The organism is Pseudomonas sp. R3-18-08, from assembly GCF_003852065.1.
Taxonomy (GTDB): Bacteria; Pseudomonadota; Gammaproteobacteria; order Pseudomonadales; family Pseudomonadaceae; genus Aquipseudomonas.
Genome location: NZ_CP027729.1, coordinates 1,030,678 through 1,046,681 on the forward strand (window position 1 = coordinate 1,030,678; position 16,004 = coordinate 1,046,681).

General features: G+C 59.0%; 22 protein-coding genes. 12 read left to right on the plus strand and 10 right to left on the minus strand.

Going from position 1 to position 16,004, the window contains the following annotated elements:
• Positions 1-92 precede the first annotated feature (92 nt).
• The 5 genes from C4J92_RS04615 to C4J92_RS04635 are packed head-to-tail and all read left to right on the plus strand — an operon-like array spanning position 93 to position 3,852.
• Complete coding sequence (locus tag C4J92_RS04615; protein WP_124403089.1) at positions 93-488, plus strand: FagA protein; 396 nt, start codon at positions 93-95, stop codon at positions 486-488.
• Positions 481-1,857, plus strand: coding sequence for a lyase family protein (locus C4J92_RS04620; RefSeq protein ID WP_124403090.1), 1,377 nt, complete (start codon positions 481-483; stop codon positions 1,855-1,857). Before C4J92_RS04615 ends, C4J92_RS04620 begins: the two co-directional genes overlap by 8 nt.
• A gap of 27 nt (positions 1,858-1,884) precedes the next feature.
• A complete protein-coding gene (locus C4J92_RS04625) occupies positions 1,885-2,313 on the plus strand; it encodes a hypothetical protein (RefSeq protein ID WP_124403091.1) in 429 nt (142 codons plus the stop codon).
• Position 2,314: 1 nt separating this feature from the next.
• On the plus strand, positions 2,315-2,926 hold the full coding sequence (locus C4J92_RS04630; protein WP_124369664.1) for a superoxide dismutase: 612 nt from the start codon (positions 2,315-2,317) through the stop codon (positions 2,924-2,926).
• A 32-nt stretch (positions 2,927-2,958) separates the two neighbouring features.
• Positions 2,959-3,852 carry a ZIP family metal transporter gene (locus C4J92_RS04635; RefSeq protein ID WP_124403092.1) on the plus strand — a complete coding sequence of 298 codons (894 nt, stop codon included), beginning with the start codon at positions 2,959-2,961 and terminating at the stop codon, positions 3,850-3,852.
• A gap of 25 nt (positions 3,853-3,877) precedes the next feature.
• On the opposite strand, the gene C4J92_RS04640 is transcribed toward C4J92_RS04635, so the two are convergent.
• The 10 genes from C4J92_RS04640 to C4J92_RS04685 form a co-directional block, all read right to left on the minus strand.
• Positions 3,878-4,150, minus strand: a complete 273-nt coding sequence (locus C4J92_RS04640; protein ID WP_124369666.1) for an HPr family phosphocarrier protein — start codon at positions 4,148-4,150, stop codon at positions 3,878-3,880.
• 16 nt (positions 4,151-4,166) lie between these two features.
• On the minus strand, positions 4,167-5,024 hold the full coding sequence (gene rapZ, locus C4J92_RS04645; RefSeq protein WP_124361313.1) for an RNase adapter RapZ: 858 nt from the start codon (positions 5,022-5,024) through the stop codon (positions 4,167-4,169).
• A 2-nt stretch (positions 5,025-5,026) separates the two neighbouring features.
• A complete protein-coding gene (gene ptsN, locus C4J92_RS04650; protein ID WP_124403093.1) occupies positions 5,027-5,491 on the minus strand; it encodes a PTS IIA-like nitrogen regulatory protein PtsN in 465 nt (154 codons plus the stop codon).
• Positions 5,492-5,500: 9 nt separating this feature from the next.
• Positions 5,501-5,806: a ribosome hibernation-promoting factor, HPF/YfiA family gene (gene hpf / locus C4J92_RS04655; RefSeq protein WP_057724572.1), complete on the minus strand. Its 306-nt coding sequence runs from the start codon at positions 5,804-5,806 to the stop codon at positions 5,501-5,503.
• A 76-nt stretch (positions 5,807-5,882) separates the two neighbouring features.
• The gene (locus C4J92_RS04660; protein WP_124403094.1) at positions 5,883-7,376 is read right to left on the minus strand and encodes an RNA polymerase factor sigma-54; all 1,494 of its coding nucleotides are present in this window, start codon (positions 7,374-7,376) and stop codon (positions 5,883-5,885) included.
• A gap of 196 nt (positions 7,377-7,572) precedes the next feature.
• Positions 7,573-8,298, minus strand: a complete 726-nt coding sequence (gene lptB, locus C4J92_RS04665; protein ID WP_003171806.1) for an LPS export ABC transporter ATP-binding protein — start codon at positions 8,296-8,298, stop codon at positions 7,573-7,575.
• A complete protein-coding gene (gene lptA / locus C4J92_RS04670) occupies positions 8,298-8,831 on the minus strand; it encodes a lipopolysaccharide transport periplasmic protein LptA (RefSeq protein WP_124403095.1) in 534 nt (177 codons plus the stop codon). The genes lptB and lptA overlap by 1 nt, the downstream gene beginning before the upstream one ends.
• Positions 8,818-9,390 carry an LPS export ABC transporter periplasmic protein LptC gene (gene lptC, locus C4J92_RS04675; protein ID WP_124361315.1) on the minus strand — a complete coding sequence of 191 codons (573 nt, stop codon included), beginning with the start codon at positions 9,388-9,390 and terminating at the stop codon, positions 8,818-8,820. The genes lptA and lptC overlap by 14 nt, the downstream gene beginning before the upstream one ends.
• Before the next feature lie 8 nt (positions 9,391-9,398).
• Complete coding sequence (locus C4J92_RS04680; RefSeq protein WP_124403096.1) at positions 9,399-9,923, minus strand: HAD family hydrolase; 525 nt, start codon at positions 9,921-9,923, stop codon at positions 9,399-9,401.
• Entirely contained in the window at positions 9,924-10,898 is a 975-nt protein-coding gene (locus C4J92_RS04685; protein ID WP_124361317.1) for a KpsF/GutQ family sugar-phosphate isomerase, read from the minus strand.
• Positions 10,899-11,205: 307 nt separating this feature from the next.
• Here C4J92_RS04685 and C4J92_RS04690 point away from each other — a divergent pair, with 307 nt between their 5' ends.
• From C4J92_RS04690 to murA, 7 genes are all read left to right on the plus strand, one after another.
• A complete protein-coding gene (locus C4J92_RS04690) occupies positions 11,206-12,015 on the plus strand; it encodes an ATP-binding cassette domain-containing protein (protein WP_057724577.1) in 810 nt (269 codons plus the stop codon).
• Entirely contained in the window at positions 12,015-12,812 is a 798-nt protein-coding gene (gene mlaE, locus C4J92_RS04695; RefSeq protein WP_057021555.1) for a lipid asymmetry maintenance ABC transporter permease subunit MlaE, read from the plus strand. The genes C4J92_RS04690 and mlaE overlap by 1 nt, the downstream gene beginning before the upstream one ends.
• Positions 12,812-13,279, plus strand: coding sequence for an outer membrane lipid asymmetry maintenance protein MlaD (mlaD, locus tag C4J92_RS04700; RefSeq protein WP_003171814.1), 468 nt, complete (start codon positions 12,812-12,814; stop codon positions 13,277-13,279). The genes mlaE and mlaD overlap by 1 nt, the downstream gene beginning before the upstream one ends.
• 11 nt (positions 13,280-13,290) lie before the next feature.
• The gene (locus C4J92_RS04705; RefSeq protein ID WP_124403097.1) at positions 13,291-13,938 is read left to right on the plus strand and encodes a phospholipid-binding protein MlaC; all 648 of its coding nucleotides are present in this window, start codon (positions 13,291-13,293) and stop codon (positions 13,936-13,938) included.
• Positions 13,935-14,240 (plus strand): lipid asymmetry maintenance protein MlaB, encoded by a 306-nt coding sequence (locus C4J92_RS04710; protein WP_124361319.1) that lies wholly within the window; start codon positions 13,935-13,937, stop codon positions 14,238-14,240. Before C4J92_RS04705 ends, C4J92_RS04710 begins: the two co-directional genes overlap by 4 nt.
• Before the next feature lie 116 nt (positions 14,241-14,356).
• Entirely contained in the window at positions 14,357-14,596 is a 240-nt protein-coding gene (locus C4J92_RS04715; protein ID WP_124361320.1) for a BolA family protein, read from the plus strand.
• A 22-nt stretch (positions 14,597-14,618) separates the two neighbouring features.
• Positions 14,619-15,884: a UDP-N-acetylglucosamine 1-carboxyvinyltransferase gene (gene murA, locus C4J92_RS04720; protein WP_043050767.1), complete on the plus strand. Its 1,266-nt coding sequence runs from the start codon at positions 14,619-14,621 to the stop codon at positions 15,882-15,884.
• Positions 15,885-16,004: the final 120 nt, after the last annotated feature.

Here is a 16,004-nt window from a genome sequence, read left to right on the forward strand (position 1 = left end):
TGTGCCGCTTGTAGATAGGATAAACCTGCTGTTCTTGTTTTGATTCTTAATATCATTTAATAATGAATATCATTACTGGATGAGTGTGGATCATGAGTTCTGTCTTGCATGAGGACCCGTACCTGGAAAGTTGGCGGTGGATGAGTCGTCAGATTCGCTGCGGGCTCGACCCCAATGAGCCTCGCCTGATCGAACATTACCTCAATGAGGGGCGCTATCTGGCGTGTTGCACCGCGACCCACCCGTGGACGATCGCCGAAACGTCATTTCGATTGCTCATCGACACCGCCAACGATATCGCGCTGCCCTGGCATTGGCGCTCCTCGTGTCTGGACCAGGCCTGGCGCCCCCTGCGTGACCTGGAAAAACTCTCTCACTGTGCCTGCCGCCTCAAGCGCTGGCAGGCCTTCGCCTGGCAGTTGGCAACATGCCAATTGCTGCCATCCCTCTCTCACGCCGACTTGGTGCAAGGATCTGATGATGAGTAACACCCGTATCGAACGCGACAGCATGGGCGAACTGCAAGTCCCCGCCGAGGCCTTGTACGGTGCGCAAACCCAGCGCGCGGTGAACAACTTTCCGATCAGCCATCAGCGCATGCCCGCGCAGTTCATTCGCGCGCTTATCTTGGCCAAGGCCGCTGCCGCCAGGGCCAACGTCGACCTCAAGCAAATCAGCGCAGGGCAGGGCAAGGCCATTGTCGATGCTGCCCAAGGCTTGCTGGAAGGCGACTACATGCAGCACTTTCCGGTGGATATCTTCCAGACCGGTTCCGGCACCAGCTCCAACATGAATGCCAACGAAGTGATCGCGACCCTGGCCAGCCGCTTGCTGGGCGAGGTGGTAAACCCCAATGACCACGTCAACTGCGGACAAAGCAGCAACGACATCATCCCGACCACCATTCATGTCAGCGCCGCGCTGGTGCTGCACGAGCAAACACTGCCGGCCTTGCTGCACCTGGTGCAGGTGATCGAGCAAAAGGCCGAAGCGGTCCACCCGTTTATCAAGACCGGTCGTACCCACTTGATGGATGCCATGCCGGTGCGCATGAGCCAGGTGCTCAATGGCTGGGCGCAGCAGCTCAAGGCCAATGTCGGCCACCTGCAAGACCTGCTGCCGGCGCTGCAGGCGCTGGCCCAGGGCGGCACGGCGGTGGGCACCGGCATCAACGCACACCCGGAGTTTGCCGCACGCTTCAGCCAGCACCTGAGCCACTTGACCCAGGTGACGTTCACGCCGGGCAAGAACCTGTTTGCGTTGATTGGCTCCCAGGACACCGCCGTCGCCGTCTCCGGCCAGTTGAAAGCCACCGCTGTATCGCTGATGAAGATCGCCAATGACCTGCGCTGGATGAACTCCGGCCCGTTGGCCGGCCTCGGCGAAATCGAGCTGGAAGGTCTGCAGCCGGGGTCGTCGATCATGCCGGGCAAGGTCAATCCGGTAATCCCGGAAGCCACGGCCATGGTGGCCGCCCAGGTGATTGGCAACGACACGGTGATCACCGTCGCCGGCCAATCGGGCAACTTCGAGCTGAACGTGATGCTGCCCATCATCGCCCAGAACCTGCTCAGTAGCCTGGAGTTGCTGGCCAACGCCAGTCGTTTGCTGGCAGACAAGGCCATCGCCAGCTTCAAGGTCAACGAAGCCAAGCTCAAGGAGGCGTTGGCGCGCAACCCGATTCTGGTCACTGCCCTCAATCCGATCATTGGTTACCAAAAGGCCGCTGAAATCGCCAAGCAGGCTTATCAGCAGGGTCGTCCGGTGATCGATGTCGCCCTCGAACACACCGACTTGCCGCGCAGCCAACTGGAAGTCCTGCTGGACCCGGAAAAGCTCACGGCCGGCGGCGTGTAATCACCGTCCCTGCTTTGGAGGCTCACCATGGAGCACTGGAAACGCACGATCGAACGGGCCAATCGCTGTTTTATGGCGGGCGAGCTGGTGGACGCACGCGAGGCCTACTTGCAAGCCCTGGCCCTGGCCCAGGTGTTGTTCGAACGCTGGGCGGACGCCGACGAAGCCGTGGCGGCTTGCGTCATTTCCCATCACAACCTGGCAGACCTGCACCTGCGCCTGAACCAGCCTGAGGAAAGCGCGGAATACCTCTGCGCCATTCACCAGCGCCTGCTGCAGGCCATGCAGGACGCGCGGCTCAGTCCGCAGTTGCGCGAGGCGGCGTTGCGCCAGAGCAGCAAAACCTACGTCGAACTGTTGAATTTCATCAGCGATCACGGCGAGTACCCGCGCACCCATCGCTTGCTGGGCAGCGCCGCTTCGCAGCCGACCCCCTCTCACTATGGAGCACATTGATATGACTTACACCCTGCCGGCTTTGCCTTACGCCTACGACGCCCTCGAACCCCATATCGATGCGCAAACCATGGAAATTCACTACACCAAGCATCACCAGACCTACATCAATAACCTTAATGCCGCAGTCGAAGGCACCGAGTTCGCAGGCTGGCCGGTGGAGAAGCTGGTTTCCAGCGTTGAAAAATTACCGGAGCAATTACGCGCTGCCGTGGTCAATCAAGGAGGCGGGCATGCCAACCATTCGCTGTTCTGGGCGGTCATGTCGCCTACAGGTGGCGGAAAACCCGAGGGGGAGCTGGGCAAGGCGATCGACGAGCAACTGGGTGGCTTCGACAGTTTCAAAGAGGCCTTTACCAAAGCGGCGTTGACCCGTTTCGGCAGCGGCTGGGCCTGGTTGAGCGTCACCCCGCAAAAGACCTTGGTGGTGGAAAGCAGCGGCAACCAGGACAGCCCGCTGATGAGCGGCAACACGCCGATCCTCGGTTTGGACGTTTGGGAGCACGCCTATTACTTGCTGTATCAAAACCGACGACCGGAGTACATCAATGCATTCTACAGCGTCATCAATTGGCCGGAGGTTGCCGCGCGCTATCAGGCCGCTTTGGCCTGATATTCACCCTATAACAAGATCTAAGGCCGGCTATGGGTACTGAAACACTGGCGATTAGCAGCGTGCGATTATTTCGCTACGCGTTAGGCTCCCTGCTTGTATTAGTCGGTACGGCATTGCTGGTGGCCCAGGGGCTGGCCTGGCTCGACCTGGAGCCACGCATCTTGCGCGCCTTGCAGGGCGGGGCAATCTGCGCACTCGGCACCGCCTTGGGCGCGGTGCCGGTGCTGGTAATCCGCCGAATGCCAGCGGCGTTGAGTGATACCTTGCTGGGGTTTGGAGCGGGGGTGATGCTGGCGGCGACCGCTTTTTCGCTGGTCGTGCCGGGCATTGCCGCCGCTGAGAGCCTGGGATTGTCGCCCTGGGGCGCGGCTGGCTTGATCAGCTTCGGCATTATGCTGGGTGCATTCGGGCTCTATCTCGTGGACCGCAAGGTTTCCGGCGCCAGCCCGGAAATGCTGGTGGGCACGCCGGATAAGCCGGTTATCCCGCCGCGAATCTGGCTGTTTGTGTTTGCCATCATTGCCCACAACATTCCGGAAGGCATGGCCGTGGGGGTCTCTGCGGGTGGCGGCATGGCAGATGCAGACAGCCTCGCCATGGGCATTGCTCTGCAGGACGTACCGGAAGGCCTGGTGATCGCGCTGGTATTGGCTGGGGCGGGAATGTCGCGGATCAAGGCGTTCCTGATCGGCGCTGCGTCCGGTTTGGTCGAACCGGTATTCGCAGTGCTGTGCGCGTGGCTGGTGAGCCTTGCCGAAGTGCTGTTGCCACTGGGGTTGGCGCTGGCTGCTGGTGCGATGCTGTTGGTGGTGACCCATGAGGTCATCCCCGAGTCACGCCGAAACGGTCACGATAAGCTCGCCAGCCTGGGGCTGTGCATCGGGTTCTGCTTGATGATGATGATGGATACGGCGTTGGGATGAAGCTTGCTCCTACAGCGGAAGGCGGTTATTCGCCTTCATCAAAGTAGTTATTGATCAGCTTCACCAGCGCGTCCATGGCTTCCTGCTCTTGTTCGCCTTGGGTTTCCAGATGAATCTTGGTGCCTTTGCCTGCGGCAAGCATCATCATCGCCATGATGCTTTTACCGTCGACCATCGATTCCGGCGTGCGCCCGGCGCGTATCTGGCAGGGGAACTGCCCGGCAACGCCGACAAACTTGGCTGAGGCGCGGGCGTGCAAGCCCAGCTTGTTGATGATTTCAATTTCCCGAGCCGGCATCGCAGTGGTGTTCCTTTCAGCTAAGGTCGCGGTGGCGAACCTGGACATTCTTGAGGGTTTGTTGCAGCACCTGGCCGAGCCGTTCCGTCAGGTAGACGGAGCGGTGGTGGCCACCGGTGCAGCCGATGGCAATGGTCACATAGGCACGATTGCTCGCGGCAAAGCGCGGCAACCATTTGAGCAGGTAGGTAGAGATGTCCTGGAACATCTCTTCCACATCCGCTTGTGCCGCCAGATAGTCGATCACGGGTTGATCGAGCCCGGATTGATCGCGCAACTCCGGCTTCCAATAAGGATTGGGCAGGCAACGCACGTCGAACACCAGGTCGGCATCCACCGGCATGCCACGCTTGAAACCAAATGACTCGACCAGAAACGCAGTGCCAGGCTCCGGCTGGTTCAGCAATCGCAGTTTGATCGCATCGCGCAGTTGGTACAGGTTCAAGTTGGTGGTGTTGATCTTGAGGTCGGCCAGATCGATGATCGGCCCCAGCAGCTTGGTCTCGTCCTGGATGGCTTCCGCCAGGGAGCGGTTGGCGCTGCTGAGCGGATGGCGTCGACGGGTTTCGGAGAAACGCTTGAGCAGAGTTTCTTCGTCGGCATCCAGGTACAGCACGTCGCAATGAATATGCTTGGCGCGCACTTCCTCAAGCAGTTCGGGGAAGCGCGAGAGATGGCTGGGCAGGTTGCGGGCGTCGATTGACACGGCAACCAGCGGTTGCGCCAGTTCGGTATGGATCAAGGCGCGCTCGGCCAATTCCGGCAGCAGCCCGGCGGGCAGGTTGTCGATGCAATAGAAGCCGCTGTCTTCAAGCACATTGAGGGCAGTGCTCTTACCCGAGCCGGAGCGGCCGCTGACGATGATCAAACGCATGATTATTGCCCGCTTTGCTCATCCAGGACGACCTGATACAACGCCTCATTACTTTTGGCACTGCGCAGTTTTTCGCGTACTTCTTTGCGGTCGAGCATGCTGGCGATCTGCCGGAGCAGTTCCAGGTGCGCATCGGTGGCAGCTTGTGGGACCAGCAGAACGAACAGCAGGTCGACCGGAGCGCCGTCGATGGCATCGAAATCGATGGGTTTTTCCAAGTGCAGTAGTGCACTGACGGGCGTGTCGCAGCCTTTAAGACGGCAATGTGGGATTGCGATGCCGTTACCAAAACCAGTGGAGCCCAGTTTTTCACGGTCAATCAGGGCCTTGAACACGACTTGCTCATCCAGCTCAGGCACTTCACGGCTGATCAGGTTGGCGATATGTTCGAGGGCTTTTTTCTTGCTGCCGCCCGGCACGTTCACGAGGGAACGGCCGGGGGTCAGGATGGTTTCAAGTCGGATCATGGGGGAGAGTTAACGACCTGTACCTTGCATCAGGTGCAGATTCTTTTCCTTATGCTTTTTGAGTTGGCGGTCAAGCTTGTCGGTGAGCAAGTCGATCGATGCATACATGTCTTCATGCTCGGCGTTAGCAACCACTTCGCCACCGGGTATCTGCAGGGTCGCTTCAATTTTCTGCTGAAGCTTATCGACCTTCATGATGACCTGCACGTTGGTGATCTTGTCGAAATGTCCTTCAAGCTTCTTCAGCTTCTGTTCGACGTATTCGCGCATGGGTGGGGTGACTTCTACATGGTGTCCACTGATGTTGACTTGCATACAGCTTCTCCTTCGTTGCCAGTGCATAAAGCGGCAGGCGAAAAGCGCCTGCCACTGGAACGCTGTGCCCCGCCCGTCACATCAAACGCTTTCGCTCGCTGGAAGGCGCGATCCCGAGAGACTCGCGGTACTTGGCGACGGTTCGACGGGCGACCTGAATGCCTTGTGCCTCCAGTAAACCAGCGATCTTGCTGTCACTCAACGGCTTTTTCTGATTTTCCGCGGCAACCAGTTTTTTGATGATCGCGCGGATCGCCGTGGACGAGCATTCGCCGCCTTCGGAGGTGCTTACATGGCTGGAGAAAAAGTATTTCAGCTCATAAATACCCCGTGGGGTATGCATGAATTTTTGCGTGGTCACCCGTGAAATCGTCGATTCGTGCATGCCGACCGCTTCAGCGATGTCGTGCAGTACCAGGGGCTTCATCGCCTCGTCGCCATATTCCAGGAAGCCGCGCTGGTGCTCGACGATCTGGGTGGCCACTTTCATCAGGGTTTCGTTGCGGCTTTGCAGGCTCTTGATGAACCAGCGTGCTTCCTGCAGCTGGTTGCGCATGAAGGTGTTGTCGGCGCTGGTATCGGCGCGGCGCACGAAGCCGGCGTATTGCGGGTTGACCCGCAGGCGTGGCACCGACTCCTGGTTCAGTTCCACCAGCCAGCGCTCGTTGTCCTTGCGCACGATCACATCGGGCACGACATATTCGGCTTCGCTGGACTCGATCTGCGAGCCCGGCCGAGGGTTGAGGCTCTGAACCAGCTCGATAACCTGGCGCAGCTCGTCTTCCTTGAGCTTCATGCGGCGCATCAGCTGGCTGTAGTCGCGGCTGCCGAGCAGGTCGATGTAGTCGCTGACCAGGCGCTTGGCTTCAACGAGCCAGGGGGTTTTGGCCGGTAGCTGGCGCAGTTGCAGCAACAGGCACTCGCTGAGCGTACGGGCGCCAATGCCGGCGGGTTCGAATTGCTGGATACGGTGCAGGACCGCTTCGATCTCGTCCAGTTCGATATCCAGCTCCGGGTCGAAGGCCTCAAGAATTTCTTCGAGCGTCTCGTCCAGATAACCCTGGTTATTGATGCAGTCGATCAGTGTGACGGCGATCAAGCGATCGGTGTCGGACATCGGCGCCAGGTTCAGTTGCCACAGCAAGTGGCTCTGCAGGCTCTCGCCGACCGACGTGCGGGTGGTGAAGTCCCATTCGTCGTCGTCGTTGCTGGGCAGGCTGCTGGCGCTGGTCTGGTAGACGTCTTCCCATGCGGTGTCCACCGGAAGCTCGTTGGGAATGCGTTCGTTCCATTCGCCGTCCTCGAGGTTGTCCACCGTAGGGGCGGTTTCCTGATAGGACGGTTCCTGTACATCAGGATTGGGCTTTTGCTCGATATTGTCGGCCAAGGGGTCGGTATTGTCGAAGTCGTCGCCTTCTTCCTGGCGTTCGAGCATCGGATTGGACTCCAGGGCCTCCTGGATTTCCTGTTGCAGGTCCAGGGTCGACAATTGGAGCAGGCGGATGGCCTGTTGCAGCTGCGGTGTCATCGTCAGCTGCTGGCCCATTCTCAGGACTAGCGATGGTTTCATGGCAGGGGCTTAACACCTTATTCGCCGGCGCAATGCGCCATCCACGACAGGGCGCGTGAGCGCCAAACATAAGCAAATTATATGCCTGATATCGGGGCCTTTGCCTAGAGCGCGGTAACAATAAAAAAGCTGAGAAAAAAGCTGAGGTTTTTATTGACTCGCCCGCGCGCTCGCAAAGGGCCCGATATCACCGTGTTTACAGGCGGAACTCGTGACCCAGATAAACTTCTTTCACCAGTTCGTTGGCCAGGATCGTTGCTGAATCACCTTCGGCAATCAATTGCCCGTCGTTGACGATATAAGCGGTTTCGCAGATATCGAGGGTTTCACGGACGTTGTGGTCGGTGATCAGCACACCGATGCCCTTGGCCTTGAGGTGGTGAATGATCTGCTTGATGTCGCCCACGGAAATCGGGTCAACGCCGGCGAACGGTTCGTCCAGCAGAATGAATTTGGGAGCGGTTGCCAGGGCGCGGGCGATCTCCACGCGGCGACGCTCACCACCGGACAAGCTCATGCCGAGGTTGTCGCGAATGTGGTTGATGTGGAATTCCTGCAACAGGCTTTCCAGTTCCTTGCGGCGGCCGTCGCGGTCGAGTTCCTTGCGGGTCTCAAGGATGGCCATGATGTTGTCGGCTACCGACAGTTTGCGGAAGATCGACGCCTCCTGCGGAAGATAGCCGATACCTGCGCGCGCGCGGCCGTGCATCGGCTGGTGGCTGACGTCCAGGTCGTCGATCAATACGCGCCCCTGGTCCGCCTGGACCAGCCCGACGATCATGTAGAAGCATGTGGTCTTGCCGGCACCGTTGGGGCCAAGCAGGCCGACAATCTGGCCGCTGTCGATCGACAGGCTCACATCGCGTACCACCTGACGGCTTTTATAGGCCTTGGCCAGATGCTGGGCTTTCAGGGTTGCCATTACTCGGCCTTCTTCTTCGGCTGGATGACCATGTCGATCCGTGGGCGAGGTGTGCTGAGCTTGCTGCCCTTAGCGCGACCCGCCTGGGCGACCTGGGTCTTGGTGTCATAGACGATCTTCTCGCCTTCGGTGGAGTTACCGTCGGCACTGAGCACCTTGGCCTGGTCGATCAATACAATGCGATTTTGCTGGGCATGGTACTGGATAGTCTTGCCATAGCCCTTCATCGGCCCTGGGTCTTCTGCCTTTTGCTTCTGCTCGAAGTAAGCCAGGTTGCCCACCGAGGTCACGACGTCGATATCGCCGGCCTGGGTGCGAGTCAGTGTCACCGTATTACCGGTGATCTTCATCGAACCTTGGGTAATGATCACGCCACCGGTGTAGGTCGCGACGCCTTGCTTGTCATCCAGCTGCGCATCGTCAGCCGAGATGTGGATCGGTTGCTGGCTATCGTTCGGCAGAGCCCAGGCGCTCACGCTTCCCAGTGCTGCGCCCAGACCGAGCAAAATAGGGAGGGTTTTAACGAGCCTCATACTGTCCTCTTACGTTCGATAGCAGGTGTATCCTGCTTTCTTTCAAATACGCTTTCATTCCCTTGCCGGTCGATACACCGCCAGCGCCGTCGATTCTAACGTCTTGCTCGGTCTGCGCATATTGCTGTTGTGGGAATACCGTCATGCGACTGCTGGTAATAATGGTGTCCCGGTTCTGCGCGTCTGTACGTGCGACGCGCACCGAGTCGATCAGTTCGATTTCGGTGCCGTCCGGATTGACCTCGCCACGCAGGCTGGTGACGTGCCATGGCAGTTCGGTGCCACGGTACATGTTCAAGTCCGGGTTGGTCAGCAGGCTGACTTCCGAGGCTTTCAAACGCTCGACCTTGTCGGAGACCAACTCGTACTGCACCTTGCCATCGGGCAGGAACTGCACGGTATGGGTGTTGGTGGCGAAGTTGTCGATGACACTTTCATCAACCTGCACGACAGGCTTGTCGAGAAAGCGCTCCGGGCTGATATTCCAGTAGCCCACCGCGAGCAACAGCGCGGCGATGGCTCCGAATAGCAGGAAGTTGCGAATCTTTTTGCTCAGCATATAACGCTCTATAAGTAGGCGGCGTGGGCCGCTTCAAGACTGCCCTGGGCACGCAGGATCAACTCGCAGAACTCGCGGGCGGCACCTTCGCCACCGCGGGCGGCGGTAATGCCATGGGCGTGTTCACGCACAAACGCTGCAGCATTGGCGACCGCCATGCCCAGGCCTACCCGACGGATCACCGGCAGGTCAGGCAGATCGTCACCCAGATAGGCGACTTGTTCATAGCTTAGGTTGAGTTGGCCAAGAAGCTCGTCCAGCACCACCAGTTTATCCTCGCGGCCTTGATACAGGTGAGGAATCCCGAGGTTTTGTGCGCGACGTTCCACAACGGGGGTCTTTCGACCGCTGATAATCGCTGTTTGTACGCCTGCCGCCATCAGCATCTTGATGCCCTGGCCGTCGAGCGTGTTGAACGTCTTGAATTCGCTGCCGTCTTCGAGAAAGTACAGGCGGCCATCGGTCAGCACGCCATCGACGTCGAATATCGCCAACTTGATGTGTTTACCGCGTTGCAACAGGTCGCTGGTCATTTACATCACTCCTGCACGCAACAAGTCGTGCATGTTCAGGGCGCCGATAGGGTGGTCGTGGTCATCGACCACCACCAGCGCGCCGATCTTGTGGTCTTCCATGATCTTCAGGGCTTCGGCTGCAAGCATCTCGGGGCGCGCGGTCTTGCCATGGGGCGTCATCACAGCATCGATGGTTGCGGTATGGATGTCGATGGCCCGGTCCAGGGTGCGCCGCAGATCACCGTCGGTGAACACGCCGGCCAGTCGGCCATCGGCTTCCAGGATCACGGTCATGCCCAGGCCCTTGCGGGTCATTTCCATCAACGCGTCCTTGAGCAAGGTGCCGCGTTGCACATGGGGCAGTTCATCGCCCGCATGCATGACGTTTTCCACTTTCAATAGCAAGCGGCGGCCCAGGGCGCCGCCGGGGTGCGAAAACGCGAAATCTTCAGCGGTGAACCCGCGAGCCTCAAGCAGCGCCACCGCCAGCGCGTCGCCCATGACCAGTGCCGCAGTCGTCGACGAGGTGGGCGCCAGGTTCAGCGGGCAGGCTTCATGGGCGACATGAACGTTCAAGTTCACTTCGGCGGCCTTGGCCAGTGTCGATTCCGGGTTGCCGGTGACGCTGATCATCTTGATGCCCAGGCGCTTGATCAGCGGCAGCAGGGTGACGATCTCGTTGGTGGTACCGGAGTTGGACAATGCCAGAATCACGTCATCCTTGGTAATCATGCCCATATCACCATGGCTGGCTTCGGCAGGGTGCACGAAGAACGCCGTGGTTCCGGTGCTGGCCAGCGTAGCGGCGATCTTGTTGCCGACGTGGCCGGACTTACCCATGCCAACCACGACAACGCGGCCTTTGCTGGCCAGAATCATCTCGCAGGCGCGTACGAAATCTGCGTCGATATGCGCCAGCAAACCTTCTACGGCTTCCAGCTCGAGGCGGATGGTGCGTTGTGCGGATTGGATGAGGTCGCTGGATTGGCTCATGTCTGAAGTCGTATAGCCTGACGAAAAGTCGGCGATTATAGCGGTAATGATCGATTCGCTCACATAAGTTCGTCAGGCTTTATTCTGAGCGTCTCCAGGATTCGTCTGAATAACATCGCCGGCAACGTTTTTCCCTGTGCTGAATCTGAACAAGCGCTGTTCCGGCCTTGGGGGCTCTGCACCAGCAGTGATATAGTTCGCGGCCAGTTCGGTCCGCCCAACCCATGGCGTAACTATTGCACATCCGTTGCAAACCAAAATCGCATACATGGTGTCTGAGTGAAAGGCTGCATCCCAAGGAGATTAGATGAGTGCCGATAACGCCTACGCGGTCGAGCTGAAGGGCCTTTCCTTCAAGCGCGGTACGCGCAGCATCTTCAATAACGTCGATATTCGCATTCCTCGCGGAAAAGTCACGGGCATCATGGGGCCTTCCGGTTGCGGCAAGACCACCTTGTTGCGCCTGATGGGCATGCAATTGCGCCCCAGTGCCGGCGAAGTGTGGGTCAACGGCCAGAACCTGCCGACGCTGTCGCGCAGCGATCTGTTCGATGCGCGCAAGCACATGGGGGTACTGTTCCAGAGCGGTGCGCTGTTTACCGACCTCGATGTTTTCGAAAACGTAGCGTTCCCGCTGCGGGTGCATACCCAGCTGTCCGACGAGATGATTCGTGACATTGTGTTGCTCAAGCTGCAGGCCGTAGGGCTTCGCGGGGCCATCGACCTGATGCCTGACGAATTGTCCGGTGGCATGAAGCGTCGTGTCGCCCTGGCGCGAGCCATCGCCCTTGACCCGCAGATCCTGATGTATGACGAGCCTTTCGTAGGCCAGGACCCCATCGCCATGGGCGTACTGGTGCGCCTGATCCGGCTGCTCAACGATGCCTTGGGCATCACCAGCATCGTGGTATCTCACGATCTGGCCGAAACCGCGAGCATCGCTGACTACCTCTATGTAGTGGGTGATGGCCAGGTGCTGGGGCAGGGGACGCCAGAAGAGCTGATGAACGCCGATAACCCGCGCATTCGCCAATTCATGACCGGCGATCCTGATGGCCCGGTGCCTTTTCACTTTCCGGCAGCGGACTACCGCGCAGATCTTCTGGGGAAGCGCTGATGCGCAAGACATCTCTTATCGAAAAGGTTCGCCTTTTCGGTCGCTCGGGCATCGACATCGTCGAAGTCCTCGGGCGTTCGACTATTTTCCTGTTCCACGCCTTGCTCGGCCGCGGCGGCATCGGCGGCGGCTTTGGCTTGCTGCTCAAGCAACTGCACGCGGTCGGCGTGATGTCCCTGGTGATCATCGTGGTCTCCGGGATGTTCATCGGCATGGTGCTGGCGCTGCAAGGCTTCAACATTCTGTCCAGCTACGGTTCAGAACAGGCGGTAGGGCAGATGGTTGCCCTGACGCTGTTGCGTGAACTGGGGCCGGTGGTCACCGCGTTGCTGTTCGCCGGGCGTGCAGGTTCTGCGTTGACCGCCGAAATCGGTAACATGAAGTCCACCGAACAGCTGTCCAGCCTGGAAATGATCGGCGTGGACCCGCTCAAGTACATTGTTGCCCCGCGCCTGTGGGCCGGCTTCATTTCCCTTCCGCTGCTGGCGATGATCTTCAGCGTGGTCGGGATCTGGGGCGGTTCGTGGGTGGCGGTGGACTGGTTGGGCGTCTACGACGGTTCCTACTGGGCCAACATGCAAAACAGCGTGACCTTCACGGGTGACGTGCTCAACGGCATCATAAAGAGCATCGTCTTCGCCTTTGTAGTGACCTGGATCGCCGTATTCCAAGGCTATGACTGTGAGCCCACTTCAGAAGGGATCAGTCGCGCCACCACCAAGACCGTTGTATACGCCTCGCTGGCGGTACTGGGCCTTGACTTCATTTTGACCGCCTTGATGTTTGGAGATTTCTGATGCAAAACCGCACTGTGGAGATCGGTGTCGGCCTTTTCTTGCTGGCTGGCATCCTGGCTTTACTGTTGCTGGCCCTGCGGGTCAGTGGCCTGTCGGCCAGCCCCACCGCCGACACATATAAACTTTATGCGTACTTCGACAATATCGCCGGTTTGACGGTCAGAGCTAAAGTGACCATGGCCGGTGTGACCATCGGCAAGGTCACGGCAATCGATCTGGACCGCGACAGCTTCACCGGCCGAGTGACGATGCAGTTGGACAAGAAGGTAGATAATCTGCCGACTGACTCCACGGCATCTATCCTCACTGCTGGCCTGCTGGGCGAGAAGTACATCGGTGTCAGCGTGGGTGGGGAAACAGCCCTGCTCAAGGATGGCTCGACCATCCACGACACACAGTCGTCGTTGGTGCTTGAAGACCTGATCGGTAAATTCCTGCTCAACACGGTCAATAAAGACGCCAAATGAGGAATCTGTTCATGCTCTCTACCTTGCGACGTGGTCTTCTGGTTCTGCTTGCAGCGTTGCCGTTGATGGCCAACGCAGCCGGTTCTGCCCACGAACTGGTGCAGGACACCACCAACAAAATGTTGGCTGACCTGTCGGCCAACAAGGAAAAGTACAAACAAGACCCGAGCCAGTTCTACAACGCGCTCAATACCATTGTCGGTCCGGTGGTGGATGCCGAAGGCATCTCCAAAAGCATCATGACCGTCAAGTATTCGCGCAAGGCCACACCTGCGCAGATGCAGCGTTTCCAGGAAAACTTCAAGCGCGGCCTGTTTCAGTTCTACGGTAACGCCTTGCTTGAGTACAATAACCAGGGGATTACCGTTGCTCCGGCCGGTGATGAGTCGGGTGATCGCACCAGCGTCAACATGACCGTCAAAGGTACCAATGGCGCCGTGTACCCTGTGCAGTACACGCTGGAAAAGGTCAGCGGCGAGTGGAAGCTGCGCAACGTGATCATCAACGGCATCAATATCGGCAAGCTGTTCCGTGACCAGTTCGCCGACGCGATGCAGCGCAATGGCAACGACCTGGACAAGACCATCAATGGTTGGGCCGGCGAAGTGGCCAAGGCCAAGGAAACTTCCGATAAGGAAGCCGGGAAACCAGCGCCATGACCGAGTCGGCTGTTCGTATCGGCGATGCCGGCGAGCTGTTCCTCAGCGGCGTGTTGGATTACCGCACCGGGCCCGACCTGCGCAAGCAGGGCCAGGCACTGATCAAGGCCAGTACCGCGCCCGCGCTGGTGCTGGATTGCTCGGCGGTAACCAAGTCCAGCAGCGTCGGTTTGTCGTTGCTGTTGTGCTTCATGCGCGATGCGGCTGCGGTAAAAAAGCCGGTCAGTCTCCGTGCGTTGCCTGAAGACATGCGCGAGATCGCCGAGGTTTCCGGCTTGACCGAGCTGTTGGCACACCCTTAATACACATTTATCAGAGAAGCCCCCCGTCAGAGTCCTGCTATGCGGGGTTCGCAGGCGCGGGGCTTTTTTTGTATGATGTGCGACCCGTGCGCACTGGGCGCCGATAGAGGTTGAGCATGCAGGCCCTAGAAGTTAAGAGCTTCCTTGAAGGAAAGCTGCCGGACACGGCTGTAGAAGTTGAAGGCGAAGGCTGCAATTTCCAGCTGAACGTGATCAGCGATGAACTGGCGGCATTGAGCCCGGTCAAGCGTCAGCAGCAGATCTATGCCCATTTGAACCCATGGATCACCGATGGCAGCATCCATGCGGTCACTATGAAATTTTTCAGCCGCGCGGCCTGGGCCGAGCGCACCTGAGCCCCAAGGCGTCGAGATTCTTATGGATAAATTGATTATTACCGGCGGTGCCCGCCTAGATGGCGAGATCCGCATTTCCGGTGCGAAAAACTCCGCCTTGCCGATCCTCGCAGCGACCCTGCTGTGCGACGGCCCTGTCACAGTGGCCAACCTGCCGCACCTGCACGACATAACCACGATGATCGAGCTGTTCGGTCGCATGGGCATCGAGCCGGTGATCGACGAGAAGTTGTCTGTCGAAATCGACCCACGCACCATCAAGACCCTGATTGCCCCGTACGAGCTGGTGAAAACCATGCGTGCGTCGATCCTGGTGCTTGGCCCGATGGTCGCGCGTTTCGGTGAAGCCGAAGTGGCCCTGCCTGGCGGTTGCGCCATTGGTTCGCGTCCGGTCGACCTGCACATCCGTGGTCTCGAAGCCATGGGCGCGGTCATCGACGTGGAAGGCGGCTATATCAAGGCCAAGGCGCCGGAAGGCGGCTTGCGTGGCGCGAACTTCTTCTTCGATACCGTCAGCGTGACCGGTACCGAGAACATCATGATGGCCGCTGCCCTGGCCAAAGGCCGCAGCGTCCTGCAAAACGCCGCGCGCGAGCCGGAAGTGGTCGACCTGGCCAACTTCCTCAACGCCATGGGCGCGAAGGTTTCCGGCGCTGGCACCGACACCATCACTATTGATGGTGTAGAACGTCTGCACACCGCTACCTACAAAGTCATGCCGGACCGCATCGAGACCGGCACCTACCTCGTCGCCGCCGCCGTTACCGGTGGCCGTGTGAAGGTCAAGGACACCGATCCGACCATCCTCGAAGCCGTCCTGGAAAAACTCAAGGAAGCCGGCGCAGAAATCACCACCGGTGAAGACTGGATCGAGCTGAACATGCACGGCAAGCGGCCAAAAGCCGTCAACGTGCGTACCGCTCCGTACCCGGCATTCCCGACCGACATGCAGGCGCAGTTCATTTCCCTGAACGCGATCGCTGAAGGCACCGGCGCCGTGATCGAGACCATCTTCGAAAACCGTTTCATGCATGTGTACGAACTGCACCGCATGGGCGCCAAGATCCAGGTCGAGGGCAACACCGCCATCGTCACCGGCATCGACAAGCTCAAGGGCGCGCCAGTGATGGCAACCGACCTGCGTGCTTCGGCCAGCCTGGTGATCTCGGCACTCTGCGCCGAAGGCGATACGCTGATTGACCGCATCTACCACATAGACCGTGGCTACGAGTGCATCGAAGAAAAGCTGCAGATGCTCGGCGCTAAAATCCGCCGCGTTCCGGGCTGATGCCCGCTGTTCTGTAGGAGCGAGGGGGACGCCTAGTTCTTGCTCGCGAAAAACGTCAACGATAACGCGTTTATCCAGAATCAACGCGGTGCCCATGAGTTCTTCGCGAGCAAGCTCGCT